The sequence below is a fragment of the Bacillus sp. BS98 genome, assembly GCF_008432245.1.
Lineage (GTDB): Bacteria > Bacillota > Bacilli > Bacillales > Bacillaceae_G > Bacillus_A > Bacillus_A toyonensis.
Genome location: NZ_CP043830.1, coordinates 2901220 through 2926349 on the forward strand (window position 1 = coordinate 2901220; position 25130 = coordinate 2926349).

The 25130-nt window shown below is 34.8% G+C and carries 28 protein-coding genes and 1 riboswitch; of the genes, 9 read left to right on the forward strand and 19 right to left on the reverse strand.

Features of this window, described 5'->3' with window-relative positions; translation table 11 throughout:
* Window positions 1-3: 3 nt before the first annotated feature.
* Window positions 4-405, reverse strand: a complete 402-nt coding sequence (locus F0362_RS15065) for a DUF3980 domain-containing protein (RefSeq protein WP_002038991.1) — start codon at window positions 403-405, stop codon at window positions 4-6.
* A gap of 96 nt (window positions 406-501) precedes the next feature.
* Between F0362_RS15065 and F0362_RS15070 the strand changes: the two genes are divergently transcribed.
* Window positions 502-954, forward strand: a complete 453-nt coding sequence (locus F0362_RS15070) for an NUDIX hydrolase (protein ID WP_000624014.1) — start codon at window positions 502-504, stop codon at window positions 952-954.
* A gap of 33 nt (window positions 955-987) precedes the next feature.
* Here the strand turns inward: F0362_RS15070 and F0362_RS15075 are convergent, their stop codons facing one another.
* Window positions 988-1899, reverse strand: a complete 912-nt coding sequence (locus tag F0362_RS15075) for a DMT family transporter (protein ID WP_000832950.1) — start codon at window positions 1897-1899, stop codon at window positions 988-990.
* Window positions 1900-2023: 124 nt separating this feature from the next.
* On the opposite strand from F0362_RS15075, the gene F0362_RS15080 reads away from it, so the two are divergent.
* Complete coding sequence (locus F0362_RS15080) at window positions 2024-3466, forward strand: MocR-like pyridoxine biosynthesis transcription factor PdxR (RefSeq protein ID WP_016514018.1); 1443 nt, start codon at window positions 2024-2026, stop codon at window positions 3464-3466.
* An 81-nt stretch (window positions 3467-3547) separates the two neighbouring features.
* On the forward strand, window positions 3548-3988 hold the full coding sequence (locus tag F0362_RS15085) for a YaiI/YqxD family protein (RefSeq protein ID WP_000708763.1): 441 nt from the start codon (window positions 3548-3550) through the stop codon (window positions 3986-3988).
* Window positions 3989-4074: 86 nt separating this feature from the next.
* Here F0362_RS15085 and F0362_RS15090 read toward each other — a convergent pair whose 3' ends face one another.
* From F0362_RS15090 to F0362_RS15130, 9 genes are all read right to left on the reverse strand, one after another.
* Window positions 4075-4389 carry a DUF3892 domain-containing protein gene (locus tag F0362_RS15090; RefSeq protein WP_000368864.1) on the reverse strand — a complete coding sequence of 105 codons (315 nt, stop codon included), beginning with the start codon at window positions 4387-4389 and terminating at the stop codon, window positions 4075-4077.
* A 62-nt stretch (window positions 4390-4451) separates the two neighbouring features.
* Complete coding sequence (locus F0362_RS15095) at window positions 4452-5447, reverse strand: sensor histidine kinase (protein ID WP_001049599.1); 996 nt, start codon at window positions 5445-5447, stop codon at window positions 4452-4454.
* Complete coding sequence (locus tag F0362_RS15100) at window positions 5444-6115, reverse strand: response regulator transcription factor (protein ID WP_000870356.1); 672 nt, start codon at window positions 6113-6115, stop codon at window positions 5444-5446. The genes F0362_RS15095 and F0362_RS15100 overlap by 4 nt, the downstream gene beginning before the upstream one ends.
* 34 nt (window positions 6116-6149) lie before the next feature.
* Window positions 6150-7136 carry an alpha/beta fold hydrolase gene (locus F0362_RS15105; protein WP_016108689.1) on the reverse strand — a complete coding sequence of 329 codons (987 nt, stop codon included), beginning with the start codon at window positions 7134-7136 and terminating at the stop codon, window positions 6150-6152.
* A gap of 105 nt (window positions 7137-7241) precedes the next feature.
* Complete coding sequence (locus F0362_RS15110; RefSeq protein WP_001002764.1) at window positions 7242-8066, reverse strand: DUF2785 domain-containing protein; 825 nt, start codon at window positions 8064-8066, stop codon at window positions 7242-7244.
* Between the two features lie 129 nt (window positions 8067-8195).
* Complete coding sequence (locus F0362_RS15115) at window positions 8196-8867, reverse strand: nucleoside/nucleotide kinase family protein (protein ID WP_001080559.1); 672 nt, start codon at window positions 8865-8867, stop codon at window positions 8196-8198.
* A 150-nt stretch (window positions 8868-9017) separates the two neighbouring features.
* Window positions 9018-9761 carry a metallophosphoesterase family protein gene (locus tag F0362_RS15120; RefSeq protein WP_097861035.1) on the reverse strand — a complete coding sequence of 248 codons (744 nt, stop codon included), beginning with the start codon at window positions 9759-9761 and terminating at the stop codon, window positions 9018-9020.
* A gap of 13 nt (window positions 9762-9774) precedes the next feature.
* The gene (locus F0362_RS15125; RefSeq protein WP_002038986.1) at window positions 9775-10713 is read right to left on the reverse strand and encodes an aminoglycoside phosphotransferase family protein; all 939 of its coding nucleotides are present in this window, start codon (window positions 10711-10713) and stop codon (window positions 9775-9777) included.
* A gap of 10 nt (window positions 10714-10723) precedes the next feature.
* On the reverse strand, window positions 10724-11524 hold the full coding sequence (locus tag F0362_RS15130; protein WP_000943366.1) for a VOC family protein: 801 nt from the start codon (window positions 11522-11524) through the stop codon (window positions 10724-10726).
* A 99-nt stretch (window positions 11525-11623) separates the two neighbouring features.
* Here F0362_RS15130 and F0362_RS15135 point away from each other — a divergent pair, with 99 nt between their 5' ends.
* Complete coding sequence (locus tag F0362_RS15135) at window positions 11624-12634, forward strand: sulfite exporter TauE/SafE family protein (RefSeq protein WP_149890061.1); 1011 nt, start codon at window positions 11624-11626, stop codon at window positions 12632-12634.
* Between the two features lie 40 nt (window positions 12635-12674).
* Here F0362_RS15135 and F0362_RS15140 read toward each other — a convergent pair whose 3' ends face one another.
* Window positions 12675-13124: a GNAT family N-acetyltransferase gene (locus tag F0362_RS15140; RefSeq protein ID WP_149889859.1), complete on the reverse strand. Its 450-nt coding sequence runs from the start codon at window positions 13122-13124 to the stop codon at window positions 12675-12677.
* A 386-nt stretch (window positions 13125-13510) separates the two neighbouring features.
* Window positions 13511-13703, forward strand: a riboswitch (Lysine riboswitch).
* 112 nt (window positions 13704-13815) lie between these two features.
* Here F0362_RS15140 and F0362_RS15145 point away from each other — a divergent pair.
* The 3 genes from F0362_RS15145 (at window position 13816) to F0362_RS15155 (ending at window position 16504) form a co-directional block, all read left to right on the forward strand.
* Window positions 13816-15282, forward strand: coding sequence for an amino acid permease (locus tag F0362_RS15145; protein ID WP_001083390.1), 1467 nt, complete (start codon window positions 13816-13818; stop codon window positions 15280-15282).
* A 112-nt stretch (window positions 15283-15394) separates the two neighbouring features.
* Window positions 15395-15700: an iron-sulfur cluster biosynthesis family protein gene (locus tag F0362_RS15150; RefSeq protein WP_001026169.1), complete on the forward strand. Its 306-nt coding sequence runs from the start codon at window positions 15395-15397 to the stop codon at window positions 15698-15700.
* Between the two features lie 33 nt (window positions 15701-15733).
* Window positions 15734-16504 (forward strand): DNA alkylation repair protein, encoded by a 771-nt coding sequence (locus F0362_RS15155; protein WP_000521685.1) that lies wholly within the window; start codon window positions 15734-15736, stop codon window positions 16502-16504.
* Between the two features lie 80 nt (window positions 16505-16584).
* On the opposite strand, the gene F0362_RS15160 is transcribed toward F0362_RS15155, so the two are convergent.
* Window positions 16585-17076 (reverse strand): DUF2716 domain-containing protein, encoded by a 492-nt coding sequence (locus F0362_RS15160; RefSeq protein ID WP_000800378.1) that lies wholly within the window; start codon window positions 17074-17076, stop codon window positions 16585-16587.
* A 197-nt stretch (window positions 17077-17273) separates the two neighbouring features.
* On the opposite strand from F0362_RS15160, the gene F0362_RS15165 reads away from it, so the two are divergent.
* Window positions 17274-18035 carry a class I SAM-dependent methyltransferase gene (locus F0362_RS15165; RefSeq protein ID WP_000817557.1) on the forward strand — a complete coding sequence of 254 codons (762 nt, stop codon included), beginning with the start codon at window positions 17274-17276 and terminating at the stop codon, window positions 18033-18035.
* Between the two features lie 177 nt (window positions 18036-18212).
* Here F0362_RS15165 and F0362_RS15170 read toward each other — a convergent pair whose 3' ends face one another.
* Window positions 18213-18737, reverse strand: a complete 525-nt coding sequence (locus tag F0362_RS15170; RefSeq protein WP_023440973.1) for an NUDIX hydrolase — start codon at window positions 18735-18737, stop codon at window positions 18213-18215.
* Window positions 18738-18922: 185 nt separating this feature from the next.
* On the opposite strand from F0362_RS15170, the gene F0362_RS15180 reads away from it, so the two are divergent.
* Entirely contained in the window at window positions 18923-19546 is a 624-nt protein-coding gene (locus tag F0362_RS15180) for a cephalosporin hydroxylase family protein (protein WP_073990597.1), read from the forward strand.
* 34 nt (window positions 19547-19580) lie between these two features.
* On the opposite strand, the gene lepB is transcribed toward F0362_RS15180, so the two are convergent.
* From lepB to F0362_RS15205, 5 genes are all read right to left on the reverse strand, one after another.
* Complete coding sequence (gene lepB, locus F0362_RS15185) at window positions 19581-20102, reverse strand: signal peptidase I (protein ID WP_000656825.1); 522 nt, start codon at window positions 20100-20102, stop codon at window positions 19581-19583.
* Between the two features lie 74 nt (window positions 20103-20176).
* Window positions 20177-22330, reverse strand: a complete 2154-nt coding sequence (locus F0362_RS15190; protein WP_002093621.1) for a peptidoglycan D,D-transpeptidase FtsI family protein — start codon at window positions 22328-22330, stop codon at window positions 20177-20179.
* Window positions 22331-22703: 373 nt separating this feature from the next.
* Window positions 22704-23429, reverse strand: a complete 726-nt coding sequence (locus F0362_RS15195) for an NAD-dependent protein deacylase (RefSeq protein ID WP_001159151.1) — start codon at window positions 23427-23429, stop codon at window positions 22704-22706.
* Window positions 23430-23504: 75 nt separating this feature from the next.
* A complete protein-coding gene (pcp, locus tag F0362_RS15200) occupies window positions 23505-24152 on the reverse strand; it encodes a pyroglutamyl-peptidase I (protein ID WP_000859721.1) in 648 nt (215 codons plus the stop codon).
* A 15-nt stretch (window positions 24153-24167) separates the two neighbouring features.
* Window positions 24168-25130, reverse strand: a complete 963-nt coding sequence (locus F0362_RS15205; protein ID WP_001021657.1) for a DUF979 domain-containing protein — start codon at window positions 25128-25130, stop codon at window positions 24168-24170.

The window sequence follows — 25130 nt, forward strand, 5'->3', positions numbered from 1 at the left end:
CACTCACTTCATTTTTTCATAAATTTTAATGACTGTTTCTACTAATAGGATGAATACCCATATCCCGCAAAATACAAGAACAGACTGGAATATCGATCCAATTATCATAACACCAACTGCACCTGTTATTGAAAATGTTATTCCGCCAAGTCCTGGATCCTGTATAAGTGCTCCGGCAGAAAAAGCTGTTATAATAGATACGATTAAATAAATAACACTCATTATTTTTAATATTTTTATAGAAAGATAAGAATTTTGTCCTTTCTCCACTTGTGATAATTCGATTTCCCCGCTCGCAATTCCTTTTTGAAGACAATCTTCACACAAAAATTCTTCCTTAATTTTTTTACCCCCATGTATTGTACCCGTTATATCTTTACACCTTGAACATTTTCGATTTATCATTTTGATATCACTCCAATCAACAAGGATTACCTTAATACAATTCGTCATTTACCTTATTATCCCTTTTATGTATTTTATAGAGAAAGGTCGTGTTTTATGATTTCAAAGCTTACATTTGGTTCTAAAAATCCCACTGTTCATTATGTATTACAGCCTAGTTGCTATGCGGTTATTTTCCATTCATCTTCTTTAATGATTGCTGTTATCCAAAAAGGAGACCGTTACTTTTTACCTGGTGGCGGTATGGAAGGTAATGAAACAAAAGAAGAATGTTTGCACCGCGAACTACTAGAGGAATTAGGATGGACAATTGAAATTAATCAATATATTGGTAATGCAGCTCGATATTTTTATGCAGAAAAGGAAGATACATATTATTTGAATGATGGGTTCTTTTATATTACAAACATGGTGCAGAAACAAACTGAAAACTGTGAGGAGGATCATGTTCTAAGGTGGATATCTCCATTGCATGCTGTAGAATTTCTACTTCATGATCATCAAAAATGGGCCATTGAACAAGCTCTTTTATTACGAAAACAAAAATGATCTCCTTCTATATGAAAGAGATCATTTTTACTGTTAACTTACTTTTTTCAAATTGAGAGCTGGCTTTTTGATTCCGCCTTTTTTTACAACATATAAACCCACAAATATTATAAGTCCGCCAACAAGTTGCATCATATTGATTTGCTCTCCAATTGTTACAGCTGCAAAGATCACTGCGAATAATGGTACGAGATACATATAAACCATTACTTTTGTTGAGCCTATTTTACTAATGCCGACATACCACATCGCAAGTCCGAAGATTGTCGCAAAGATGATTGAATATGCTAGTGAACCCCAGCTTGGCATGTCTACTGGCCACGTTAATGTGTTTACGTTGAATAAACAATATATAACTAGTGGTACAATTCCAATTAATGTAGACCATGATGTAACTCTCATTGCAGAGTATTTTGTAATAAGAGGTTGTGCTAAAATTGGATACCATCCCCACGCAATTGCTGCGACTAATCCAATTATATTTCCAAGCCACGCATACTCGTAAGTAGCTCCTCCTGTATGCCCTGTTAATAAAACGAATGCTGCACCAATAAACGCTACTATTGAACCAATTTGTACTTTCATCGAAAAACGTTCTTGTTTGTGTAATACCGCTAATATCCCTGTAAAAATAGGTGACATCGCAATTAATAATGAGGCGTTCGTTGCTGAAGTATATTTCACAGATAACATAAACATCGTTTGATACATTGTCGTTCCAACGATGCCGACTGCTACTAATCGTAACCAATCATTTCTTTCAATACGTAATGAGCGTTCCATTAAAAATGTAATAAGTAATAATACCGGTGATGCTACTAAAAATCGTAAACTATTAAATTGAATGGATGACATAAATGCCACGCCATACTTTCCAATTGTATAATTTGCTCCCCATACTAATGCTACTGATACTAGGAGCCATTCCATTTGCCATCTTTTCATCCGAATCTCCCCTTCCATATTTAGCATAGTAAAATTGGCTGGATATAACACCGTCCAATTGGCTGTTTTTTTACCCAGCCAATTTGCTATACTGGATTTATATAAAAGATACGGAGGCATTTTTATGGAATGGAAGCTAGATAGTGACAGTAAAATCCCTATTTATCAGCAAGTTGTTGACTTTATTGAAAAACGTATTACATATGGAGAACTTCCTCCAGGTAGCTTCCTCCCTTCCGAACGGAAATTAGCTACACAGTTAAATGTAAACCGAAGTACAGTAACGACTGCTTATAATGAACTACGTGCTATGGGAATTGTAGAAAGTACAACTGGTAAAGGTACACGTGTAAGTACACATATGTGGGGTGTTTCTCCAACATTAACACCAAACTGGAGAAACTTCGTAGAAGGTGGTACGTTTTTACCAAACTTACCGTTACTTCGCCATATTCGGGCAGAAGTACAACAAAATGAAAATATTATAGATTTTGCAAACGGAGAACTCGGTTGTAATCTCTATCCTCATGATCAACTACAAGCGATTTTGCGAGAACAACCGTTAACGCATTCATTAAGTTATGATCACCCGCAAGGTTATCTCCCATTGAGACAAGCGGTAGTAAAATATATGAAGGAATATTTAAAAGTGGAAGCGACTGAACAATCCATTATGATTACATCCGGCGCTCAACAAGCACTTCATCTTATCGTACAATGTTTATTAAATCCAGGTGATGCTGTTGCTTTCGAAAGTCCTTCACACTGTTATTCCCTGCCTCTATTCCAATCAGCAGGTATTCGTATTTTCCCATTACCTGTCGATGAACATGGGATTAACCCAGATGATGTACAGGAGTTATATAGAAAACACCGTATTAAAATGATCTTTTTAAATCCAAATTTCCAAAACCCTACGGGAACGATGCTTCATCCAAACCGTAGAAAAAAACTATTATCACTTTGCGCAGATTTACGAATTGCAATCGTTGAAGATGATCCATCCAGCTTGCTTACGTTAGAAAAGAAACAACCTTGCCCTACTTTGAAATCGATTGATGAAAATGGAACAGTCATTTATGTACATTCCTTATCAAAGATGATTGCACCAGGATTACGAGTCGGCTGGCTCGTCGCCCCGCAGTCTGTAGTAGAAAGGTTATCCGACGCAAGGCATCAAATGGAATTAGGTATGAGCATTTTCCCGCAGTGGCTTATGCAGCAATTTTTCGAAACCGTACCATTTCAGTCTCATATCGTACCGTTACGAAAACAATTATTGGAAAAAAGAGACGTTATCGTTCGCGCCTTAAATGAGCAACTTCACGACAAAATCTCTTTTTCTAATCCTACTGGTGGTATATACATATGGGGAAAATTAAAAGAATCGATAAACGAAAAACAACTTATTATGCAAAGTTTAAAACAAGAAATCGCCTTTATGCCCGGTAGTATTTTCGGTGCGAAAGATGGTTATATTCGTTTATCTTATGGAAAAGTGAATATTAATCAAATTGAGGAAGGTATTTCTCGTTTGCGAGAAGCTATTTTAGTTTGTGGAAAATGACTTTACATAAAGCTTTATCGTTTGACAAAAGAAAAATCTACCATTATTATCAACACGAACCTAGTTATAGGAGTGATAAAAATGAAAATTTACGTTGATGCAGATGCTTGTCCTGTAAAAGATGTAATTATTTTTGAAGCTACGAATGCAGAAATCCCTGTAACCCTCGTTACTAGCTTTTCTCATTATTCTAATGCGGAACAACCAAAAGGTGTGGAAACAATATATGTTGATTCCGGAGCAGATGCTGCAGATTACCGAATTATGCAATTAGCAAAAAAAGAAGATTTAATCGTAACACAAGATTATGGTCTTGCTTCGCTTGCATTAGCAAAAGGCTGTATCGTTCTACACCATAAAGGCTATAAGTATACGAATGATAACATTGAACAATTGTTACAAACACGATATTTAAGTGCAATGGTTCGAAAAAGTGGTAAGCGTACAAAGGGACCGAAACCATTTACAGCAGAAGATAAAGAGAAATTTAGAGAGCTCTTTAAAAGTATAATTTCACTTTAGAAATGAACCTTCTATTTGTAGGGAAAGCTTTGTAACAAAAAGAAGAGAATATCAAAATGAACATTCTCTTCTTGGAGTTTACCCGTTTAAAATGATGGTAAATTATCTAAGTTATTTTCCTTTATACCATCAGGTTCACTACGTATAATATCTCTGCCATACTTATGAAATACGTCCACATGAGCTAACTTCCCTGATTTTGCTTCACTAAGAGCAGTCATATAATCTAACTCTCTCCCGCTACTTGTTTTAAACGCTATTAAATCACCATCATCATTTTTACGAACGGCAACAATTTGTTCTGCTCCTGAATTGACTTCATTGTCTACTTCAAATTGAGCTTGCTCTTCTCCTTGATGTAAGTAATCATTATAAACTTTTTCAAAGTCTTTATTGTCCATAACATTCACCTCCAACACATTTTTTAGTATGGTTGGGAGGTGTTGGTTTTATGTAATTTGCTCTAAACTTTTGTATTTTCAAATGAAAACATAGTACCCTCACTATTTGATTGTAAAGTGTATTTTATATCGAACATCTTTGATATATCTTCAATATTTTTCAAACCAAGTCCTGTACCTTTACTATTTATATCAAACCCAATCCCATTATCTCTAAAGGAAACAATATCTTCATCTATAATAATTTTGAGTTTTTTAGCTTTTGAATGTTTAAGGACATTTTGAAAAATATTATCAAATAACCTTTGAATCCATAACTCATTACTATTCCATATCAACTCTTTATCTTGTGGATTATATACTAATTCAATTTTATGAATGCTATACAAATAGCTCCATTTTTTAATCATATTTTCTATTAAATTATGTATATTCACTTCATCATTCACAATATAAGTATTCTCTAAGGTCTCTGTAGATTGAATATTAAATTCGTTAGTTAAATCACTTATATATTGTATCTGCTCATACAGTGATTCAAGTACTGGCGCTTGTGCTTTGTATTCGCCTTCTAAATAATATAATTGTAATCTAACTGCAGTTAAGGGTGTATTAATATCATGCCGTAATTTATTTAATAGCTCTTTTTTTATTTGTTCCTGTTGTTGTAGTTCTAATTCTCGATAAGTTGTTCTTTCTATAAGCAGGTTTACTGACCTAATCAGTTCTCCCATCTCATCATCACTTTTGACATCTATTATATTAGGGATTTTTTTATCACTAGCTAAATCTCGAATCGTTTGATTTAATACATTAATTTTATTTAATAATGAGTTTATCGATTTTGAAAATACAAAAGCTAATACTAATAGTAATAATAAAAATATGATTAACATAGTAGGATATGCAAAGGATTCGTGAAAAGGAATGTTCTGATTTTTAGTTTTAAAGGCAACATTATAAATAACTGATACAAAAATACTAATCGACAACAATAACAGAGGTACGCTAACAATAGCGGAGAATAGTAGTAACTGATATTTTTTCTTTAAGTTCATTTCTTCATATAGGTATTTAGTCTATACCCTTCTCCATAAATATTTTGAATAATATCACCTGTTTTATCATCAATTTTGGTTCTGATTTTCTTTATATGTACGTTCATGATATTTTGATTTCTATCTTCGAGTTGCCATAGGTAATCATAGAAGTGTTCTTTAGATAAAGTTCTATCTCTATTTTCATATAAATAGAAGAATATTTTTCGTTCAATTGCTGTAAAAGCAACTTCATTACGCAAATCATTAATAAAAACTCTTTTATATTCTGCATCTATAAATAAATGGTTAATTTGCGTGAACGTACCATATTGATTATCTAACATTTTCTGAATCCTTAACAACAACTCTCTAGGGTCAAAAGGTTTTATCATGTATTCTTCTCCAATAGTCAAACCTTTTAGTTTACTATCCATATCATTCCTTGCTGATAGAAATATAATTGGAATATTTAATCCTAGATTTTTTATTTTCTTTGTAATTTGATAACCATCTTCGCCTGGTAACATAACATCCATTACGACTAAATCTATTTCATGAATTATATCAAGAACTTTCCTTCCCTCTTTCTCCCAACACACATTATACTTCTCACGCTGTAAAATTTTTTGTAATAAATCTCCTATAATCAAATCGTCTTCAACAATTAATATGTTATATACTTTCATTATGTAAGCCTTTCATCGCTAAAGTTACAATTGTTTAGTTCTTCACTACTTTATTCTTAACAAAATCCATAGCAATTTTGTATATTTCATCAGGAGCGTATAAATAAATACTATGCGTACCTTCAATTATTTTTACATCAGCTATTAATAACTTGCTAGCAAACTCCTTATAATCTTCGTTTTTTTGCTTTGTATACTTCGAATCTTTATATTGCCTAGCAATCGCATCTATAAATAACATAGGTGTTTCTTTTGGGATCGATAAAGAATTTGATTTTTTACCGTTATTGTAGCTTTGTAAAAGTTCTTGCTTCATATCATCATTAAAAGCCCTCTTATACGTAAGCGCTTTATAAATATCTTTTTCCTGTTCGTTTAAAAAGGATTGACGAATGACTTCGGGATTATAAGTAATAGAGGGAGCTAATCTCTGAAAACCAATTTTCGTTAAAATATTCATCCCTTTTATTTTTAATGAATCAACCATACCTATTTTATGAGTTACGTACTGTTTAGGTAAACCAATATCTAACGCAATAATCCCTTTTACTTCACTTGGATATTTTTGTGCCCAATAAATAGCCTCTATACCCGATAGAGAGTGTGGTATTAAAATGTAAGGTGGTTTATTTCCACTTCGAATAAGCGCTTCTCTCGTTTGTTCTAATATCGTATCAATATCTCTATCATCTTGAAAAACATCACTGTATCCATAACCAGCTCTCTCAATTACAGAAATCTTGTTTTCTTTTGAAAATTCACTATATAAGCCTTTCAATTCATACACAGGAGCGGCAATTCCAGATCCGGCCATAAATACAAACGTCTCCTCCCCGCTCCCCTCATTATAAACATTCACTTTTTTATTATTGAAATTAATAAGTTCACCTTTATTGTTCATTAATTTCGATTCCATTTTTAATTGATAGTTATGATATATGAATACAGCGCCAGTTCCAAGAAAAATCATACTAATACAAACAAAAAATATTATCTTTCCTATCTTCAATATTTTTTTCATTTGACACCCCTTTCAGCCTATACTGAAAGGGTACAATGTAAAAATAAATTTCTAATAAATTTTTCAATATTAATATCTACTTATTTTTTCTAAGTATGGACCTTTTTAATACCTACGTGCTTCCTTCAAAGTCTCCAATATATCATCTGTAAAGGCATTGCTTCCCTCCTTCTCTAAAGCTATGAAATATAAACTTCTTAGGAAAGTTCTAATATTTTGTACTAAAATAGCATGCTGTGGATGTCGGATGTCTTCAACAGTTGCTATACTATGTAGCCAATTGCTCCACTCTTCTTCAGTTAATAGATTTTGGCTACGTAAAGACATAATTGGCTTTACTAATCTCTCATCCTCAAAGTGTACATATACGTAATCATTCAATCGTACCTTCTGACGAACGGCAGCTAGTATTGCATATGAAAACTCACGATTTCGTATTGTACGTGCTAAAGCATCTAGCGCATCAGCCGCATGCGCTGTAGAATGTGCCCAGCCTTTTCCTTCTATGTAGCCTCTTACATCTTCTTCTAAATATACATATTCCAGTACTTGTTCTGCCACACTGTACAGTTGTTCTTCAGATAACAGCGGTTCTCTTTCATGAACAGATAAAATAAGTGGTGGAATTAAAACGGAGAACGCGCGTTTAAACACAGAGTCTGTTCCTTTTTCTCCAATTTTATAAAATAAATAATCAGGACTAATTGCTTGTAGCATTAATCCTCGTAACTCTTTTTGTCTAAATACATCATTTGTAATCCATGTGTGAAGCGTACTATAAATCAAATCATCGCGTAATTCAGCATCTGGTGATCCGATATAATCTAGCATCCACTGTGCATATGGATATGCGTCCACATCCTCTGGTACAGCATAATTATTATGTTTAATTTGTTGTAGTTCTTCTTTTAATTCTAGTATTTCATTCATTATATTTCCTGTCCCCTTTTTACGTTTTTTAATTGCCTTATCCCCTATTGTTCACTTCATAAAATTAATTTCATTATACAAGAATTATAACAACAAATATAAGGCTATACATATATTTGTTGTTATGTATTACGCCCTTTCATGAAATATAACTTCTGGATTTCCTAAATCACTATTCTGAAATATAACATCCGTACACTCTTTCGGATTATGCTCATCTATATACATCTTACAGGCCGCATGATATCTGTTTAAAAACATCTTCTCTGCTTCTTCATAACCTCCAAAAGCTTCAGTTTCCCGCTTAGCACCACGTTTTCTCGCAATCTCAAAATCTGTATCTACAAAGATTTTGTAATCAAATAAATGTGCAACGTCTTTTTTCAATAGAAACGTTCCATCTACTATTAATATCATATTTTGTGTGGCCAATAGCGGCTCATTATGTACAGGCATATCCGTTATTAAGTTATGAGAAATCGTTTCATACTGTAAATTCCCGTTAGGTCCTAAAGGCATTAATAATCTTTCTTTGAAAGCTGTATAATCGTGTGCATCTTCATAATACCCTCTTGCAGATTCTTTTCCTTTTGCATAGCGAATCACTCTTGGATTATGAAAATCATCAATGCTGGCGCGTGTTACTGGTAATCCTCGTTTTTTTATTTCTTCCGCTAGTTCGTTTGCAAATGTTGTTTTTCCTGATGCTGTAATACCACTTACTCCAACTCTTGTTGGATAGGTTAAGTTTAGCTTTACAATATGATCTGCAATTTCTTTGATTCGTTGTTTTCGGTTCATGATATCTCCCTTTATAATTAGTTTACATAATATAATTATAAGTAATAATCCGTGTCACTATTTGTCGGTAAATCGATATCCTTTGTCGAATCGTTGATATATTTTAAGTTATGATAGATATATTTGAAAAATCGTTGATATATTATTAGCTTACTTCCCCTTAAACCCTCGATATAAAGCAGTCCGTAATTCTTGTTTGTATTCTTCAATTTCTGGCATATCGAGTTCTTCTGCTAGTCTGATAGCTAATTCAATATCATACGGTACACGTACGAGTTGAATAGAAAAGCTTGCGGCTTCTTTTTCATTGTACGTTCCTTCAAAGATTAAATAGGATGCTTGTGTAATTTCAAGAGGATTTCCTACACTACCAGCGTTACATAACGTTTTCCCTCTGAAATTTTGAACGAACGCTTGGTGAACGTCACCGTAGCAAACGACATCTGGTGTTCTTTCCCCTTCTATATTCTCTGTGAGATCACTATTTTCGAACATACTAATACGTTCTTCTCTTGAAGCGTGTGGTTGAATTCTTTCATATAAACTTCTTGGTGAGGCGTGGAACATACGAATGAGTTTTCCGCTCATAAAAAATTCGATCGAAAATGGTAAGCTTCTTAAATATTCATTTTGTTCTTCCGATAATTGTTTTTGATGCCATTTTAACGCTTCAAATTCAGTCGGTTTTGTAATGAAATCATCCCAATTCCCCATTACAACGCCTTCGCATTCTTTACGAATGATTTCAATTACTTCGCTTGAATGAGGGCCTTTTCCTACTAAATCTCCAAGACAAATAATGCGCTCGATTCCTCTTAATTTAATATCTTTCAGCACAGATTCTAATGCCGGAATATTACCATGAATATCTGAAATTACCGCTATTTTATCCAAATGAATCCCTCCGTTATTTATTTTTCATTATATCCATATGATAGGATTGATACCATCTTGGAACATAGGACGAAAAATGATTATGTTCTTCTAAAATTCCATTTAGTCTTTCCTTCATATCATCTACTAGGTGCGGTGTGCTTCGGTTTGTCCAAACGATATCAGCCGGGAATGTCATTGCTGCATATAAGGAGTACAGCTGCCAAAAGTGAAGTGACGGTTCGCCTCCGCAATAACCGTGAACTTGTCCAACCGCAAATGGTTTGCTTATTCTTGTAGTAAAAATCGCTACATTATAAAAATCGTGTATTGGATCGCCAAAATCATATCCACCAAAATCGATAACGATAAACTCCTTGTTATGAATCATACTATTTGCTGGATGGAAATCATCGTGTAAAAATGTGATTGGACGATTTTTTAATAAGTCTTTATGGTTTTCTACAAAGGTTAATACTGGCTTCAAATCCAGAAAATTCACCTCGTAGTCTGCTAGTGCCTCTATGTATCTTTCGTATTTATTCCATCTAAATGTTTCCCATTTATTACTTGCACTTTCTCTTTCAATTGAGTGAATTCTCCTTAATACTTCTCCTGCTTTTCTTCCTACATCATACTGTTCTTCCACCGATAACTTCCGTAAGCTCTCTTCACCATTTACTCCGTCAATCCATTCAAATACTTGAACACATTTATTTAATTCTTCAAGTTTTATAAAATGAATTAACTTGGGCGTTGGAATATGTAATAACTCTATTTGTTTCATATACGTATATTCTTCTAGTTTTCGTTCATAATTAGCAGAATCACACACTTTTACAAAATACGTTTCACGATTCTCTAGTTCAATTTTATATTTTTCCTCATGCGAAAAACCTTTTGTAATGGCTATACATTTTACAATACAGGGCCACTCTAGTTTTCTTTCTATCTCTCTTACTATTTCTTCCAAAACATCCCCTCTATTCATATATGTACAAACTACCTAACACTTCATACTCTCGTTTATTCTCCCCTTTAAACTCCACTGCAAAAGGATATTCACCATTCCTAATCAAGTGTTCTTTCACTAGCCCTTCCCCAATCGGTTCACAAAACTGTACATGAATGTCACCAAACGCTACACTTTGGCACTCAGCATTCCATTTTTCATTTTTTGTGACTGAACTTGCAGTTAGCCCCATTACTTCTTTCCACTTTCGCACTGTGTCTCGAACATTTTTCACTGCATAATGGATCACTTCAATGTGTTGCACTTTGTTTTTATGTTCCGTGATCGTCCCTATGTTGCGTAAGTCGTTTCTTCTTTCTTCATCGGTTTCATTCCACTGTATAAAAAAAGGTAATCTCGGCCCGCTTTCTTCTTGCTTTACAAATAACATTTTCCATTCTAAAAGCCGACCATCTTTTCTCATACGTTTCCCTTCAAATGGTCCTATTGTTTGTAAACCGTATTTACTAAATTTATCTGCTAATTCTTCAATGGCATCTGTTCGAATTGCAATTTGTAGCATTCCTTCTCCATTTTGTAATTTCACCACCGTTTCTTGTACTAATGGATTTTCTGCTTCTTTCGCTTTTTCTTCATGCTGCACAGCTAAAAATTCTATGTATGATAAATCAAAATAACATAAACTATTCCAAGTTCCCCAAGTAGTATGCTCTCCGCCTAATACAGTATGAAATCCACTCGCTTGCATTTGTTTTGCTGCTTCCTTCGGTGTACAAGGCACTGCGTGAACGAGATGATCAAATCGTAACATAGTCCTTCTCCCCTTTCTCTCCATCCTTTTATTGTATATTTTATTTTTCTTTCATTCAATTCAAAAAACTTCAAAACCTAGTTGATTTATATGATTAATATGTATTATAATGAAACAAATTTAATTATTGCTGATTGGAAAAACCAAAGGCACTTTTCTCATACGGGAAAAGTGCTTTTTTCATTTATTATTACAGGGGGATTATTTATGCAGAAATTAATTGTCTTTGCTATTATTGGATTTTTCGCTCAATTGATTGATGGGGCACTTGGAATGGCGTATGGGGTAACATCTACCTCACTATTATTAATGTTTGGTATTGCACCAGCTGTAGCATCCGCATCTGTTCACTTAGCTGAAGTCGTTACAACCGCAGCTTCTGGTGCATCGCACATCAAATTTGGAAACGTTGATAAATATACAGTTTCCAGATTAACATTACCCGGAGCAATTGGGGCATTTGTTGGGGCATGTTTTTTAAGTAATTTACCTGGCGATGTGATTAAACCGTACATTTCAATATTTTTATTCACTTTAGGCGTTTATATTTTATTACGATTCATTATTCAAAAACAAATTGTTACTTCCAAAAAGCGTATGTCTGCCAAACAACTTGTGCCACTCGGCTTATTCGCTGGATTCGTCGATTCAACTGGTGGCGGTGGCTGGGGTCCAATTACGACACCTGTACTGCTAGCAAGAGGAAATGAAGCTAGAAAAGTTATTGGATCTGTAGATACGAGTGAGTTTCCTGTTTCGCTCGCTGCAACAATTGGTTTCTTCATCTCACTTGGCTGGGAACAAGTAAGCTGGGTTTGGGTATTCGCCTTAATGCTTGGCGGTATTTTCGCAGCTCCAATTGCCGCATGGTTAGTACGTATCGTTCCACCTCATTTACTTGGGGTATTAGTTGGTGGCCTTATTATCTTTACGAATATTCGTACACTACTTACAACATTTAAAGTGGATCCAACTATTATTTCACTTTCTTACGTGGCAGTTGGTCTTGTCGTTATTATTTCTATTTTCATTGCTGTCCGTAATCATTCCAATCGTTCTAACCCATCAACAGGCGGCTATCCGAAAGATCAAAAACAAATGCTACCATAATGATAAAAAATGCCGCTCGAACTATATCGAGCGGTATTTTTTATTTTTCTATTTTCCAATTAATCATCGTATCTGTTGTATCTACTCTCTTCATATGTAATTTCTCTAATACACGAATCGAACTAGCATTTTCAAGGAGTGTCTCCGCAATAATTGTATCTACCTTTCCTGTCTGGAAAGCCCACTTTATTAATTCATCTACAGATTCTGTAGCATACCCTTTATTCCAATATTTCTCAATAAAACCGTAACCAATTTCTACTGTACGTTTCTCGTTCGGTTTCCCTTTAAATCCTATATCCCCTAGTACGATGTCATCTTCTTTTCGAATGACATACCACGCACCCCAAGGTAATAAAGCTGCGTCTTGTTTTACACTTTCTACATGCCCTGCAATATGCGGGCCGCTATTGTATCCTTGATTCTTCGCAATCTGAACCCATTCTTCCGTACACGGGATAATATTTAATCTTTCTGTTTCTAATTTCATAACGATGTCCCCTTTTTAATTAAACAGTACTTCAATTTTACTACAAAAAAGAAAGAATATTCAATCTTTTAATTTGCACATATGTTTTTTCTTTAGAACAAAATAAAAGAAGTGATACCCTTCAATCGTTATGTCGAATTATATTTTCTGAATTTTCTTTTAATTTTAAAGGGTTTTTCATTATTTTTTGCGAAACATTTGTATAACAATTTTTTCTTTGTTTATTGCTACATAATAGTAGGTTCGGGTGGAGTTATGCAAGCGTTTCCTATACAATAACCGATATTTTTTGACTTTTCCTAACAAAATTCCTTGCAATATATTCAGAAACTCATTACAATTGCCATATGTTAAATATCTTAGCAATATATAAATCCTCATCAATCCGATGAGGTAGAGGTTGCGACTTTTAAAAGTAAAACGGACGAGACACAGAGAATGTCACTGACTCCGTTTGAAAGGAAAAGTTGCCGAAGTTTGTATTTCTTCTCTGGAAGTATGAGCTGGGGCTGTCTCCGAAAGGAACAGAACTGTCACGTTTACAAAATTACCGTGTAAACGTGGGGTGCTATCTTAACGGAAGGGTATGATGGGGTGGTTATTTGTGAAACGTTCCGCCTAATTCCTTTGGCGGTTTTTTGTATTTTTCTCCCCCGCTCCTTCCTAACCTACAAGAAAAGGAGTGTTGAACATGAATAGCGCAACAAATCAATCTACCTCTAAAACGCAAACTACACAAGGACAAGGTGAATTAAAACGCGGATTAAAATCTCGTCACCTTACGATGATTTCTCTCGGTGGTACAATCGGTACCGGACTATTTCTTGCCAGCGGTGGTGTAATCCATTCAGCTGGTCCTGGCGGTGCACTAATCGCATACGCCGCAATTGGAATTATGGTGTATTTCTTAATGACAAGCTTAGCTGAACTTGCAGCTTACATGCCTGTTACTGGATCTTTTAGCACGTATGCAACAAAATTTGTTGATCCATCACTTGGCTTTGCACTTGGATGGAACTATTGGTATAACTGGGCGATTACAATTGCGGCAGAACTAGCGGCCGTAACATTAATTATGAAATTTTGGTTCCCTGATACCCCTTCCCTCATTTGGAGTGGATTATGCTTAGCTATTATTTTTCTCTTAAACTATTTATCTGTTAAAGGTTTTGGTGAATCTGAATATTGGTTCGCACTTATTAAAGTAGTTACTATTATTATCTTCTTAGTTGTCGGCTTCATGATGATTTTTGGAATTATGGGCGGCGAATCTGTCGGCTTTAAAAACTTCACTGTTGCAGATGCTCCATTTAACGGCGGTATCATGGCAATTATCGGTGTATTTATGGCTGCTGGTTTCTCCTTCCAAGGAACTGAATTATTAGGTGTAGCTGCTGGTGAAACGTCTGATCCAGAACGCAATATCCCAAAAGCAATTCGTTCGATCTTTTGGCGCATTCTTTTATTCTATATCCTTGCAATTCTCGTTATCGGTTTATTAATTCCTTATACAACTGAAAGTCTTGCAGCAAGTGATGTTACAGTAAGTCCATTTACACTTGTATTTGAAAAAGCGGGCGTTGCCTTTGCTGCTTCTGTTATGAACGCTGTTATTTTAACGGCAGTTTTATCTGCTGGTAACTCTGGCATGTACGCATCAACTCGTATGCTTTGGGATTTAGCTCGTCAAGGAAAAGCACCGAAGTTTTTAGGCAAATTAGATAGCCGTGGTGTACCTGTTAACGCTCTAATCGCAACATCAGTAGTTGGTAGCGTCGCTTTCATCGCTTCTTTATTCGGTGACGGTGTTGTATATATTTGGTTATTAAACGCTTCTGGTATGTCTGGCTTTATCGCATGGGTTGGTATTGCAATTAGTCATTACCGCTTCCGTAAAGCATATATCGCACAAGGAAAAGATTTAAAAGACTTACCATATAGAGCAAAATGGTTCCCATTCGGTCCAATCTTCGCATTTACACTTTGCGTCATCGTAATTTTAGGACAAAACTACGGCGCATTTATGGGTGAATCAATCGATTGGAACGGCGTACTCGTTTCTTACATCGGTTTACCGCTCTTCTTAGTACTATGGTTAGGATATAAATTTACAAAGAAAACAAAAGTGATTCCACTTGATAAATGTGAACTAAAATAAAGTAGAGCGAGCAAACAATTTTGTTTGCTCGTTTTTTTTACAATTCTCTTTACTTCCCTATTTCTTTTGTTTTTGCAATAATAAAAGAAATAAAAATAAAGGTTGGGATACAATGAACATTCGTATTACTGATGAAGCAAAGGCAGCTATACATAGATTAGAACGTGCAGATAAAAAGATCATTCGCATTAGAGGAACAATGACAAACTCTTGTAGCATTTTCGTTGATGTTGATTTAGTTTGGGATACATACAATGCAGATGATATTGTATATGAGGATGAAATGCTTATTGTACAAATGGAATCATTCACGAAAGATTACACTGGTGATACAGTGAAACTTGATTATAAGACGACTGGTTTTAGTATTACGACTCCTAGTGAGACGTTAGTTTATGGATTGTCGATTAAAAAATAAAAATTATTTTCAACTGACCAATGAGGTGGAAAAATGGGTAAATACGTTCCATTAAAATTTTTATTTAATGATGAATTAGCAGAAAAAATGGCTGATTCTATTTGTAAACACGATTCTACTTTCTCTAAAAAAAACTTTATAGCCTCCGTAACATGTAAAGTTGAAGGTTTAGAGTTAAAGCAACGGATTGAAGTAATAGCAGATGAATTACACAATGCTTTACAAAAAGATTTTAATGAAGCAATACATATATTACTGAAAACATTGGGACCAGAAAATACAACAGAAGTAGGTACATTTACAAACGGCTATATGTACATGCCTATCGCAAAATACGTTGAAAAATATGGGCTTAACGATTTTGACTCCTCATTCCATGCAATGTATGAAATAACAAAAAGGAATACTGCTGAATATGCCATTCGGCCTTTTCTTGAAACGTACCATGAAGACACACTAAATATTTTACAACAGTGGATTCATGACGAAAACAGCCACATTAGGAGACTAATTTCTGAAGGTACAAGACCAAGACTTCCTTGGGCAAAAAAAACAGGAGCTCTAAAAGGTAACTTTAAGAACAATTTACAGCTTCTTGAACCATTAATGAATGACCCTTCTAAGTATGTTCAAAAATCTGTAGCCAATCATATTAACGATATTACGAAGGAAGATAAAGAACTCGTTTTTCAATGGTTGCAGCAATTACGTGATAAACAGCATCCTGTTAACCCTTGGATTATAAAACATGGGTTAAGAACGGTGATAAAAAATGGTACTTTACCAAAAGATTTTTATTTTTAAGTATTTTTAAATGAAAACGGCCAAAACAAAAACACTTATGCTTCAAGAATGAAGTATAAGCGTTTTTTCTCTTTAAAACATTATCCCTGCCTTAAAATATTTTGAAACATTTCCGGTTTATTTTGTTTAAAACTCTCTATTATTTCTTTTCCAAATATCGTTATACTCTTCTCCCAAGGATGGCCTAAATACCCCCACTTAAAGTCTTTCTGAATAAAGAAATAGTAATCACCATTCGGAAATATTGGTATACGCCACTCATAAAATTCATTTCTTTCAAACTCTAAGTGTGGATTTACCCAATAACACTCATGTTGCCAATCTAGTGCCATCATATATTCATTCAATGCTGTATTCTCTTTGAAAACTTTTAATGCTTTTTCTTCAAGTTCATCATATACATTTAAATCTACCGATTCTCCAAAATAATGAGAGATGTCATATGTGATAAACGGTCCTGGTACCTTAAACGATGGAAATATTGAAACACTTGGTGAAAATTCATAGTCACTATATACTTTATCCCAAATTCGATCGTACTCTTTATCTGTAAACTCAATCCAATTTTTCATTAAATATCTACCTTCTCTTTATATTTCAAAGGAATTCCACTCAAAAATCCCGAATATATAAATAATCATTCTCGCAAGGAGCGAATTTATATGCATCTATTCGAACACGAAACGTAAATCCGTTTCACTTTTATAAGAGGTCCTCCTTTTTACTTTTCTCATCATATCATTCATTTACAAAATAGGAGGGTACAATTATGAAACGTGATCCATTATTTTTAACTTTATTAGACAGTGCAAATACAAATTTTAGCGGCTGGGATTTTTCTTTCATTTCAGAAACGGGTCGAATGAAAAGTGAGCCTTTATCGTGGTCGTACGGTAGCACTGCTTTCCAGCTTATACAACACGCAAAATCAATGCTAGATATGGGCACTGGCGGTGGAGAGCTTTTATCTATGTTACAACCGTTCCCGCCAACTATTTATGCTACTGAGGGCTACGCTCCAAACGTGCCAATTGCCCGAAAGAAATTAGAGCCTTTAGGGGTTATTGTTGTAGAAGTAAAGGATGATGATGCCCTACCGCTTCAAGATGCTCAATTTGATTTAATTGTGAACCAACATGAATCCTATGCTGCTTCTGAGGTAAACCGAATCCTTTCTCCTAATGGAATATTTCTTACACAACAAGCTGGTGGTCTTGATTGCGCAGAACTTAATAAGCAGTTTGGCACACCACTAAATAGCGAATTTGCAAGTTGGTCACTCGAAACTGCCTGTAATGAGCTAAAGGAAAATGGATTTACTATTTTAGATGCAAAGGAAGAATTCCCTCTTCAACGCTTTTATGATATTGGCGCTATCGTCTATTATTTAAAAGCGATTCCGTGGCAAATTCCTGATTTTACTGTCGAAAGGTATTATGAGGAATTATATCGCATACATGAGATTATGTTGCAAAAAGGCTATTTTGATGTGAAGCAACATCGCTTTATCATTAAAGCGATTCGCAACTAATCATGGAGCATACGAAAACAAAAAAGAGATGGATATGCCATCTCTTTTTTGTTTTAATTTAAGTAACGAAAGTTTGTGTTACAACTTTGGCTAATAAAGTATATTTTTTCAGCATGTAATCACCTAACATATATATTTTTTCAACTAAAGTATAAGTGTAGTTTTTCATCCTATCTTCTATTGAGAAACGAGTTGTTTTTCATATCGTTTGTTCGCATCATCTTCTGTCAAAAATGCAGTTGTGTAATTAATAATATTCCGGTTATCGTACGTGAATATATGCTCTAACATATTTTCTTCTGTTAATATTAGCGGTAAGTATTTTGGTAAATTACTAACTACACCTCTATTATTCTCATCTAATATCCATCCAATTTCCTTCCACTCTAATATACCTTCATCAGTACTTAACGGTGTATCCATTTGTACTCCCTCTGGCAAATCAGCAAGGAATACATACATTCCTTCACTAGCCAGAGGCTCGTCTTTATCTTTAAAACCAACATTCCCCTTATACGTTACACTTTGGAGATCTATGCCCGTTTCCTCAAGCGTTTCTCTAATTATTCCTTCATATGGCGTTTCATTATCTTCAATTTTTCCCCCAACACCATTCCACATTCCCATATTCGGCTTTTTATTTCTATTTAGTAAGAGTATTTTATTTCCTTTTCTAATGAAGCAAATTGTGTATGTATACATACTATCATTTCCTTTCAATTACACCTTCTTTTGTAAGCAATTGATTTTCCACATGAGTTATTTTGCTTATTTTCAAGTGAAAACACTCGCCTTACAATTCCTTATCACATAATATATAGTACAACTTTCATACGTAAATACTTTACGTCAAACGAAAGAATCCTTTTTAGAAAGGAGCATTTAAAATCGATACTACAAGCAGTGAATTTTTAAAACAGTATTACGACAGCCACGTTTGGTTAAAAGATACCTACTGGTTCGGTGTTCCCATCTGCAAACTTCCCTCTGATCTCTTTTTGTATCAAGAAATCATTTATGAATTAAAGCCCGATTTAATTATTGAATGCGGGACTTTTCATGGTGGTAGTGCACTGTATTTAGCTTCTATGTTAGATTTAATCGGAAAAGGTCACGTACTTACTATCGATATAACTCCGCAGCCAAATCGGCCATCACATAATCGGATTACGTATTTAACAGCATCTTCTGTTTCTGTGCAGGCCGTCCAAACAATAGTAAGTATGCGCAAACCTGATGATGTGATTTTAGTTATTTTAGATTCTGATCATAGTAAAGAACATGTATCAAAAGAACTCTTACTTTATAAATCTATTGTAACCACTGGTAGTTACATTATTGTAGAGGATACATGTATTAACGGAAATCCTCTCCTTCCAGATTGGGGCCCTGGCCCGATGGAAGCCGTGGAAGAGTTTTTAGCTAAAAATAACAATTTCATAATCGATGAATCTAAACATAAATTTTTCATATCTTTTAATCCAAAAGGTTTTTTAAAGAAAATAAAGTGAAACTTTAATAAGTGGGGCTTTATGAATTCCCCACTTATTCTATAATTTTCATTTTTGAAAAAGGATAATACACAAATTCTACTTTTCCTATCACGTTATCTTCTTCAATATATCCTAAGCCATTGCGACTATCCCTACTAAGTTCACGGTTATCTCCCATGACAAATAGCTTATTTGGTGGAATCTTTGTCTTTTGGAAATTGTAAAATACTTGTGTATTGTTGAATAAATCTTTATTTGTATACGGCTCTACTTGTTTTTTATCATTTACATATACAGTTCCATTCGTTATGTTAATTACGTCACCAGGTAGCCCTATTACCCTTTTCACATAATATTTCGATTCGTCCTCTTCTTTAATAATGACAATTTCCCCGTGCTGTATGTTAGAAAAATGTACTGCTGCTTTATTTACAAATACGTAGTCTTCTTCATTTAAAGTCGGCTGCATGGATTTCCCTTCTACCTTACATAACGTAAAAGAATGATAGGCTATTACCATAACAAGTATAAATAGTATGTACTTCCCCCAACCTCTCTTAATCTCCTCTTTCATATCCATTCCCACCTTATAAAATAACTCAAAAAATATATCACTGCACAATATATTCCTGTGCAGTGATATTATTTTTACTGGGCCTTGTTCGGCTGTTCTACCGGGACTGAATTTGCATTTGATCTTTTCGCTTTCAAGTCAAAATACGCATCCAAAATTTCTTTACCAATCGCGGAATTAACCCCTGATTTATCATTATTCACCCATGGTACAACAACTGAAAAAGCTACTTCCGGATCAGCATCATATGGCGCATAGCCGGCAAGAGTTAAATTATAACATTTTTTTCGGTTATAGTTCTCATCTCTTCCAATATCACTTTCTCCACCATATACCGTCTCAGCTGTTCCTGTTTTTCCAGCTGGTTTATACGGTAAGCCTTTAAACGTTCCTGTACCTGTTCCGTCAGCTTCTTGAAAAACTCTTCTAAACCCTTCTTTTACATGATTAATGTATGACGTGTCCATATCCACTCGATTTAAAACAACCGGTTCAATTGATCGAATAACTTTTCCGACATCCTCTGGGCGGTTTGGCTGCTCTCTAATTTCTTGCACAATTTGTGGTTTCATTCGGTAACCGCCATTTGCAATTGTTGAAATATATTGAGCAAGCTGTAGCGGTGTATATGTATCATATTGTCCAATTGCATAATCAAGTAAAAAGCCTGGTATATTATCAGTTCTACCCATTTGACCAATTGATTCATTTGGCAAGTCAATACCAGTCGATACACCTAAACCAAATTGTCTAAAATAGTAACGCATTTTATTAAATGTCTCTTGTTTAATATCTAACGGATTGTTTGGCACATAATTAATCCCCGCCATTTTTAATGCTGTATTAAACATATAAACGTTCGACGAAACTTGTAAAGCTCTTAAATCATCAATATCACCAAAATCTTTCCATGATTTTTTCGGCTTAGTACTTCCTTTAAAGTACATTGGCGCATCAAAGAAATGCGTAAACGGTTTAATCGCTTCTGCTTGGTATCCAGATAATAAAGTAGCCCCTTTCACAGTTGATCCTAACTCATAGGAACTTGTCATCGTCCCTAATGCGTAGTCTTCTATTTGCATCACGCCATCTTTATTTACAATTTTCTTTCCTGCCATTGATAAAATTTGACCGTTTTTCGGATTCATCATTACAACGAAAGCACGATCCATCATCGGTTCTGAAGAATGAAACGCTCGTAAATTTTTTTCAAGACTTTCCTCTACCTTTTTTTGCAAATCCATATCAACCGTTAACATTAAGTTATTTCCACTTTTTCCTTCAGTCACTTTTTCAGTCCGAATAATATTCCCTGCTTTATCTGTAATATTTCTAGATTGTTCTTTCATTCCATGTAATGCATCTTCGTATTGCTTTTCGATGTAACTCTTACCAATACGATCATTTCGGTTGTAATCACGAACTAAATAATACTCTAATTGTTCTCTTGGCAATCCCTCATTTTCATTAGAAACGCTACCAAGTATAGAACGAAGGATTTTATCATTTGGATATTCACGTTCCCAATCTACTGTCGTATCTACCCCCGGCAAGCTTGCTAATCTTTCACTAACGATTGCATATTCATTTTGACTTACATCTTTTTTAACGATTTGCGGCGTCATTTTATATCCCGTATTCATTTTACTTTTAATTGCTAATACTTCTAAATCATCTTTTGAAAGCTCCTTTAATTCTTCTTGTGTAATTCTCTCCCGACGCAACTCTTCTACTTTTTTATCTAATTCTTTCCCTTCTATTTCCTGCTTCCTAAATTTACTCTCATCTGCTTTCGTTACTTTTTCTGCAGCCCTTTTTTCATTTAACTGCATCCAAAAATCTTTTTTATCTGTCTCTGTTAACTTATCCATATCCTCTTGCGACATTTCAATTAGCCCTGCTAACTCTCTCGCTACTTTTAAAACTTCTTTCGAGTCTACTCCTTTCATTTTCGTATATGTAACGGTTCGTAGTGGTTTGTTATTTACAATCACTTTGCCTTCTCGATCAAACATTTTCCCTCTAGGAACAGGCGTGCTCACCGTCACATCTTCCTTTTTATTCACTTCATTTCGATACGTTTCTCCATCAATGATTTGCACTTTACCTAGTTGAATAATAATAGCTGAAAATAAAAGAAAGACGATAAAAAATAGTACATTTAACCGAAATGGAATATGAGTCTTTTTCTTTTTCGGCTGTTTCTTTTTTTCCTTGTTCTGTCTCATTTCGCTCCCTCGCTTCATTCTATTAACTTCTACGCATAAATTGAAACTTTAAACAGAGTGGTTCTCTGTTTATTAGCCCACAGCAATCGGGCTTTTACAAGCAGGTAATCTTCCCTTCCACCTAACTTCTTCGCCTGTGCCGAATTTTTCAGATGGGAGTCTTACTGCTCGCAAATAACGGGATAACTCATTATGTATCAAATTTATTTATATGATATATATAGAATTTTATATTAGTTACAAAAGAAAGAAAAGATTTAATTTTCAGTTTTCGGATTTTACATCCTATTTATTACCATTCCCCTTACAATACAATATCATGAATACAAAAAACTGAGGTAGATACATTGCACCTCAGTTTTTTTACGATAACTTATTTATTTGAAGATAACCCTTCAACAAATTCACCAATCTTTTGTCGAAAAACAAAATCAAAGTTATATTCCTGCCCTGTTAACTCTTCATTTACTAAAATGGTTGTTGCTCCAATTTCCCTCTTTGCAATTTCCGGGAAAGATGCGACAGGCTGTACTTTTAATGACGTTCCCATAACGAGAAACACATCTGTTTCATATAAACGTGTAATCGCATTTTGATATTGCGGCAGTGTATCTCCGTATAAAACAACATCTGGATTTAAAATGAAATTACACTTCTCGCAGCGCGGTACTTCATGATCAATCATATATTGTAAATCATAACCCGTTTTACACTTCGGACAATGTGCTGTTTGAAGTGTTCCGTGTAAATCAATGACATGTTTACTACCACCTAATTGATGTAAACCGTCGATATTTTGCGTTAAAATTGTTATATCTTTTCCTTGTTCTTCTAGCTCAGCTAAAAAGCGATGTCCACGATTAGCTTTATATTGATGAAACGTATTAATTTGAAATATTTCTTTATAATGCTTCCAAAACTCTTTCGGACTTCTGTTATAGTACCCTCTCGATAAGTACATCTCCACATTCACATCAGCATACAACCCATTTGCTGAACGGAAATCTGGGATGCCACTTTCTGTACTGGCTCCTGCGCCTGTTAATACAGTAATTTTCTTCGCTTTTTCTAAAATTGAACGAACTTCTTCAAATTGCACAAAAATCACCTCTATGTATATTCCTATACTTATTATACCAGTTGTTTACAGGAGGTGTTGTACATTTCACTTTACTTAATGCGTCGCGCCCCCAATTTCTACAATATCTACCTCTACTTCCGTCGTTACTTCGATTGCCAACTCTACCCCTTTACTAATAGTAGAAAGTGACATACTCGGTTGCCCTGGGTAGCTACTCGCTTGTTCTGGTAAGAACGGAATGTGAATGAATCCGCCTTTTATTTTCATATCATGTTTTTCTAGTTCATACATAAGTCCATAGAATAAGTGATTACAAACGAATGTACCTGCCGTTTGTGAAACAGATGACGGTATGCCTTCTTCGCGAAGTTTTTTTACGATTGCTTTCATTGGGAGCGTGGACCAATAGGCAGCAGGTCCTTCCTCAACAACCGGTACATCCACCGGCTGATTCCCTTCATTGTCAGCAATTCTTGCATCATCAATATTAATTGCGACACGCTCTATCGTAATATCTGGTCTACCCCCAGCTTGTCCGATACATATAATCATTTCCGGCGACAGTTCTTCTATATATTCTTTTAAAACTTTTATTGATTTATGAAATACAGTTGGAACTTGTTTACTTATAATCTTGTACTCTCCGATTGTTTTTTCATGTAAGCTTTTTGCGACTTCCCAAGCTGGATTGATACTTTCTCCGCCGAACGGATCGAACCCTGTTAATAATACTGTTTTCATCGTTTTCCCTCCTAATTAGAAACGATATACTAAGCCGTACATAATAAACATATTTATGATAAAGATTGAAAGCGCGATGGGTACTTGCGCTTTAATAACAGCATTTTTATCTTTTAACTCTAAAAGCATTGCTGGAACGATATTAAAGTTTGCTGCCATTGGCGTAAGCAGTGTTCCGCAATATCCAGCAAACATGCCGAGTGCGGCCATAATCGCTGGATTCCCGCCGTGCATTTGAACAATTAAAGGTAATCCGATTCCGCCAGTGATTACTGCAAACGCTGCGAATGCATTCCCCATTACAACTGTGAAAAGCATCATTCCTAAACAGTACGCCATAACAGCAACGAATGGATATTCTGTCGGTAACACTTTTCCAACTAAATCAGAAACGACTTGTCCAACACCAGACTTCGCAAAAATGCCGCCAAGTGCTGCTAACATTTGTGGTAAAATAACTGCCCAACCAACAGCTTGTAATAATCTACTTCCTTCTTGAACAGGCGTCGTTATTTTCGATTTTGTAATACGCATCGCCGCAACGAATGCGAGTAATGCTCCTAACGCTAATGCAACTAACGTTACTTTATCTGGATCTACAAGGGATACATTTCCCCATTTGATTTTCCCTAACGTTAACGTACCGATAATTGTAAAAATAGGAATTAAAAGTGCAGGCATGAAAATTTTATTTTTTAATTTCTCAGCATGTTTCACACGTTCTTGTACAGGTACTTCTTTCTCCTCGGATTTTGTTACTTTATTCAATGAAGCTAACACGACCATAGCGAGCACGATACACCCAACGTAAAACGAAGGTATTACATTTCCGAATAAAAATGTAACTGCGAATAATGCCCAAAATAAGCTAGAACCGAATCGGTTTGGATGTTCACGATCGAATGCGATACGCACAGCGATAAAGGCAACGATTATACCTAATACATAATAAATTGTATCCATAGTTATGATGTTCAT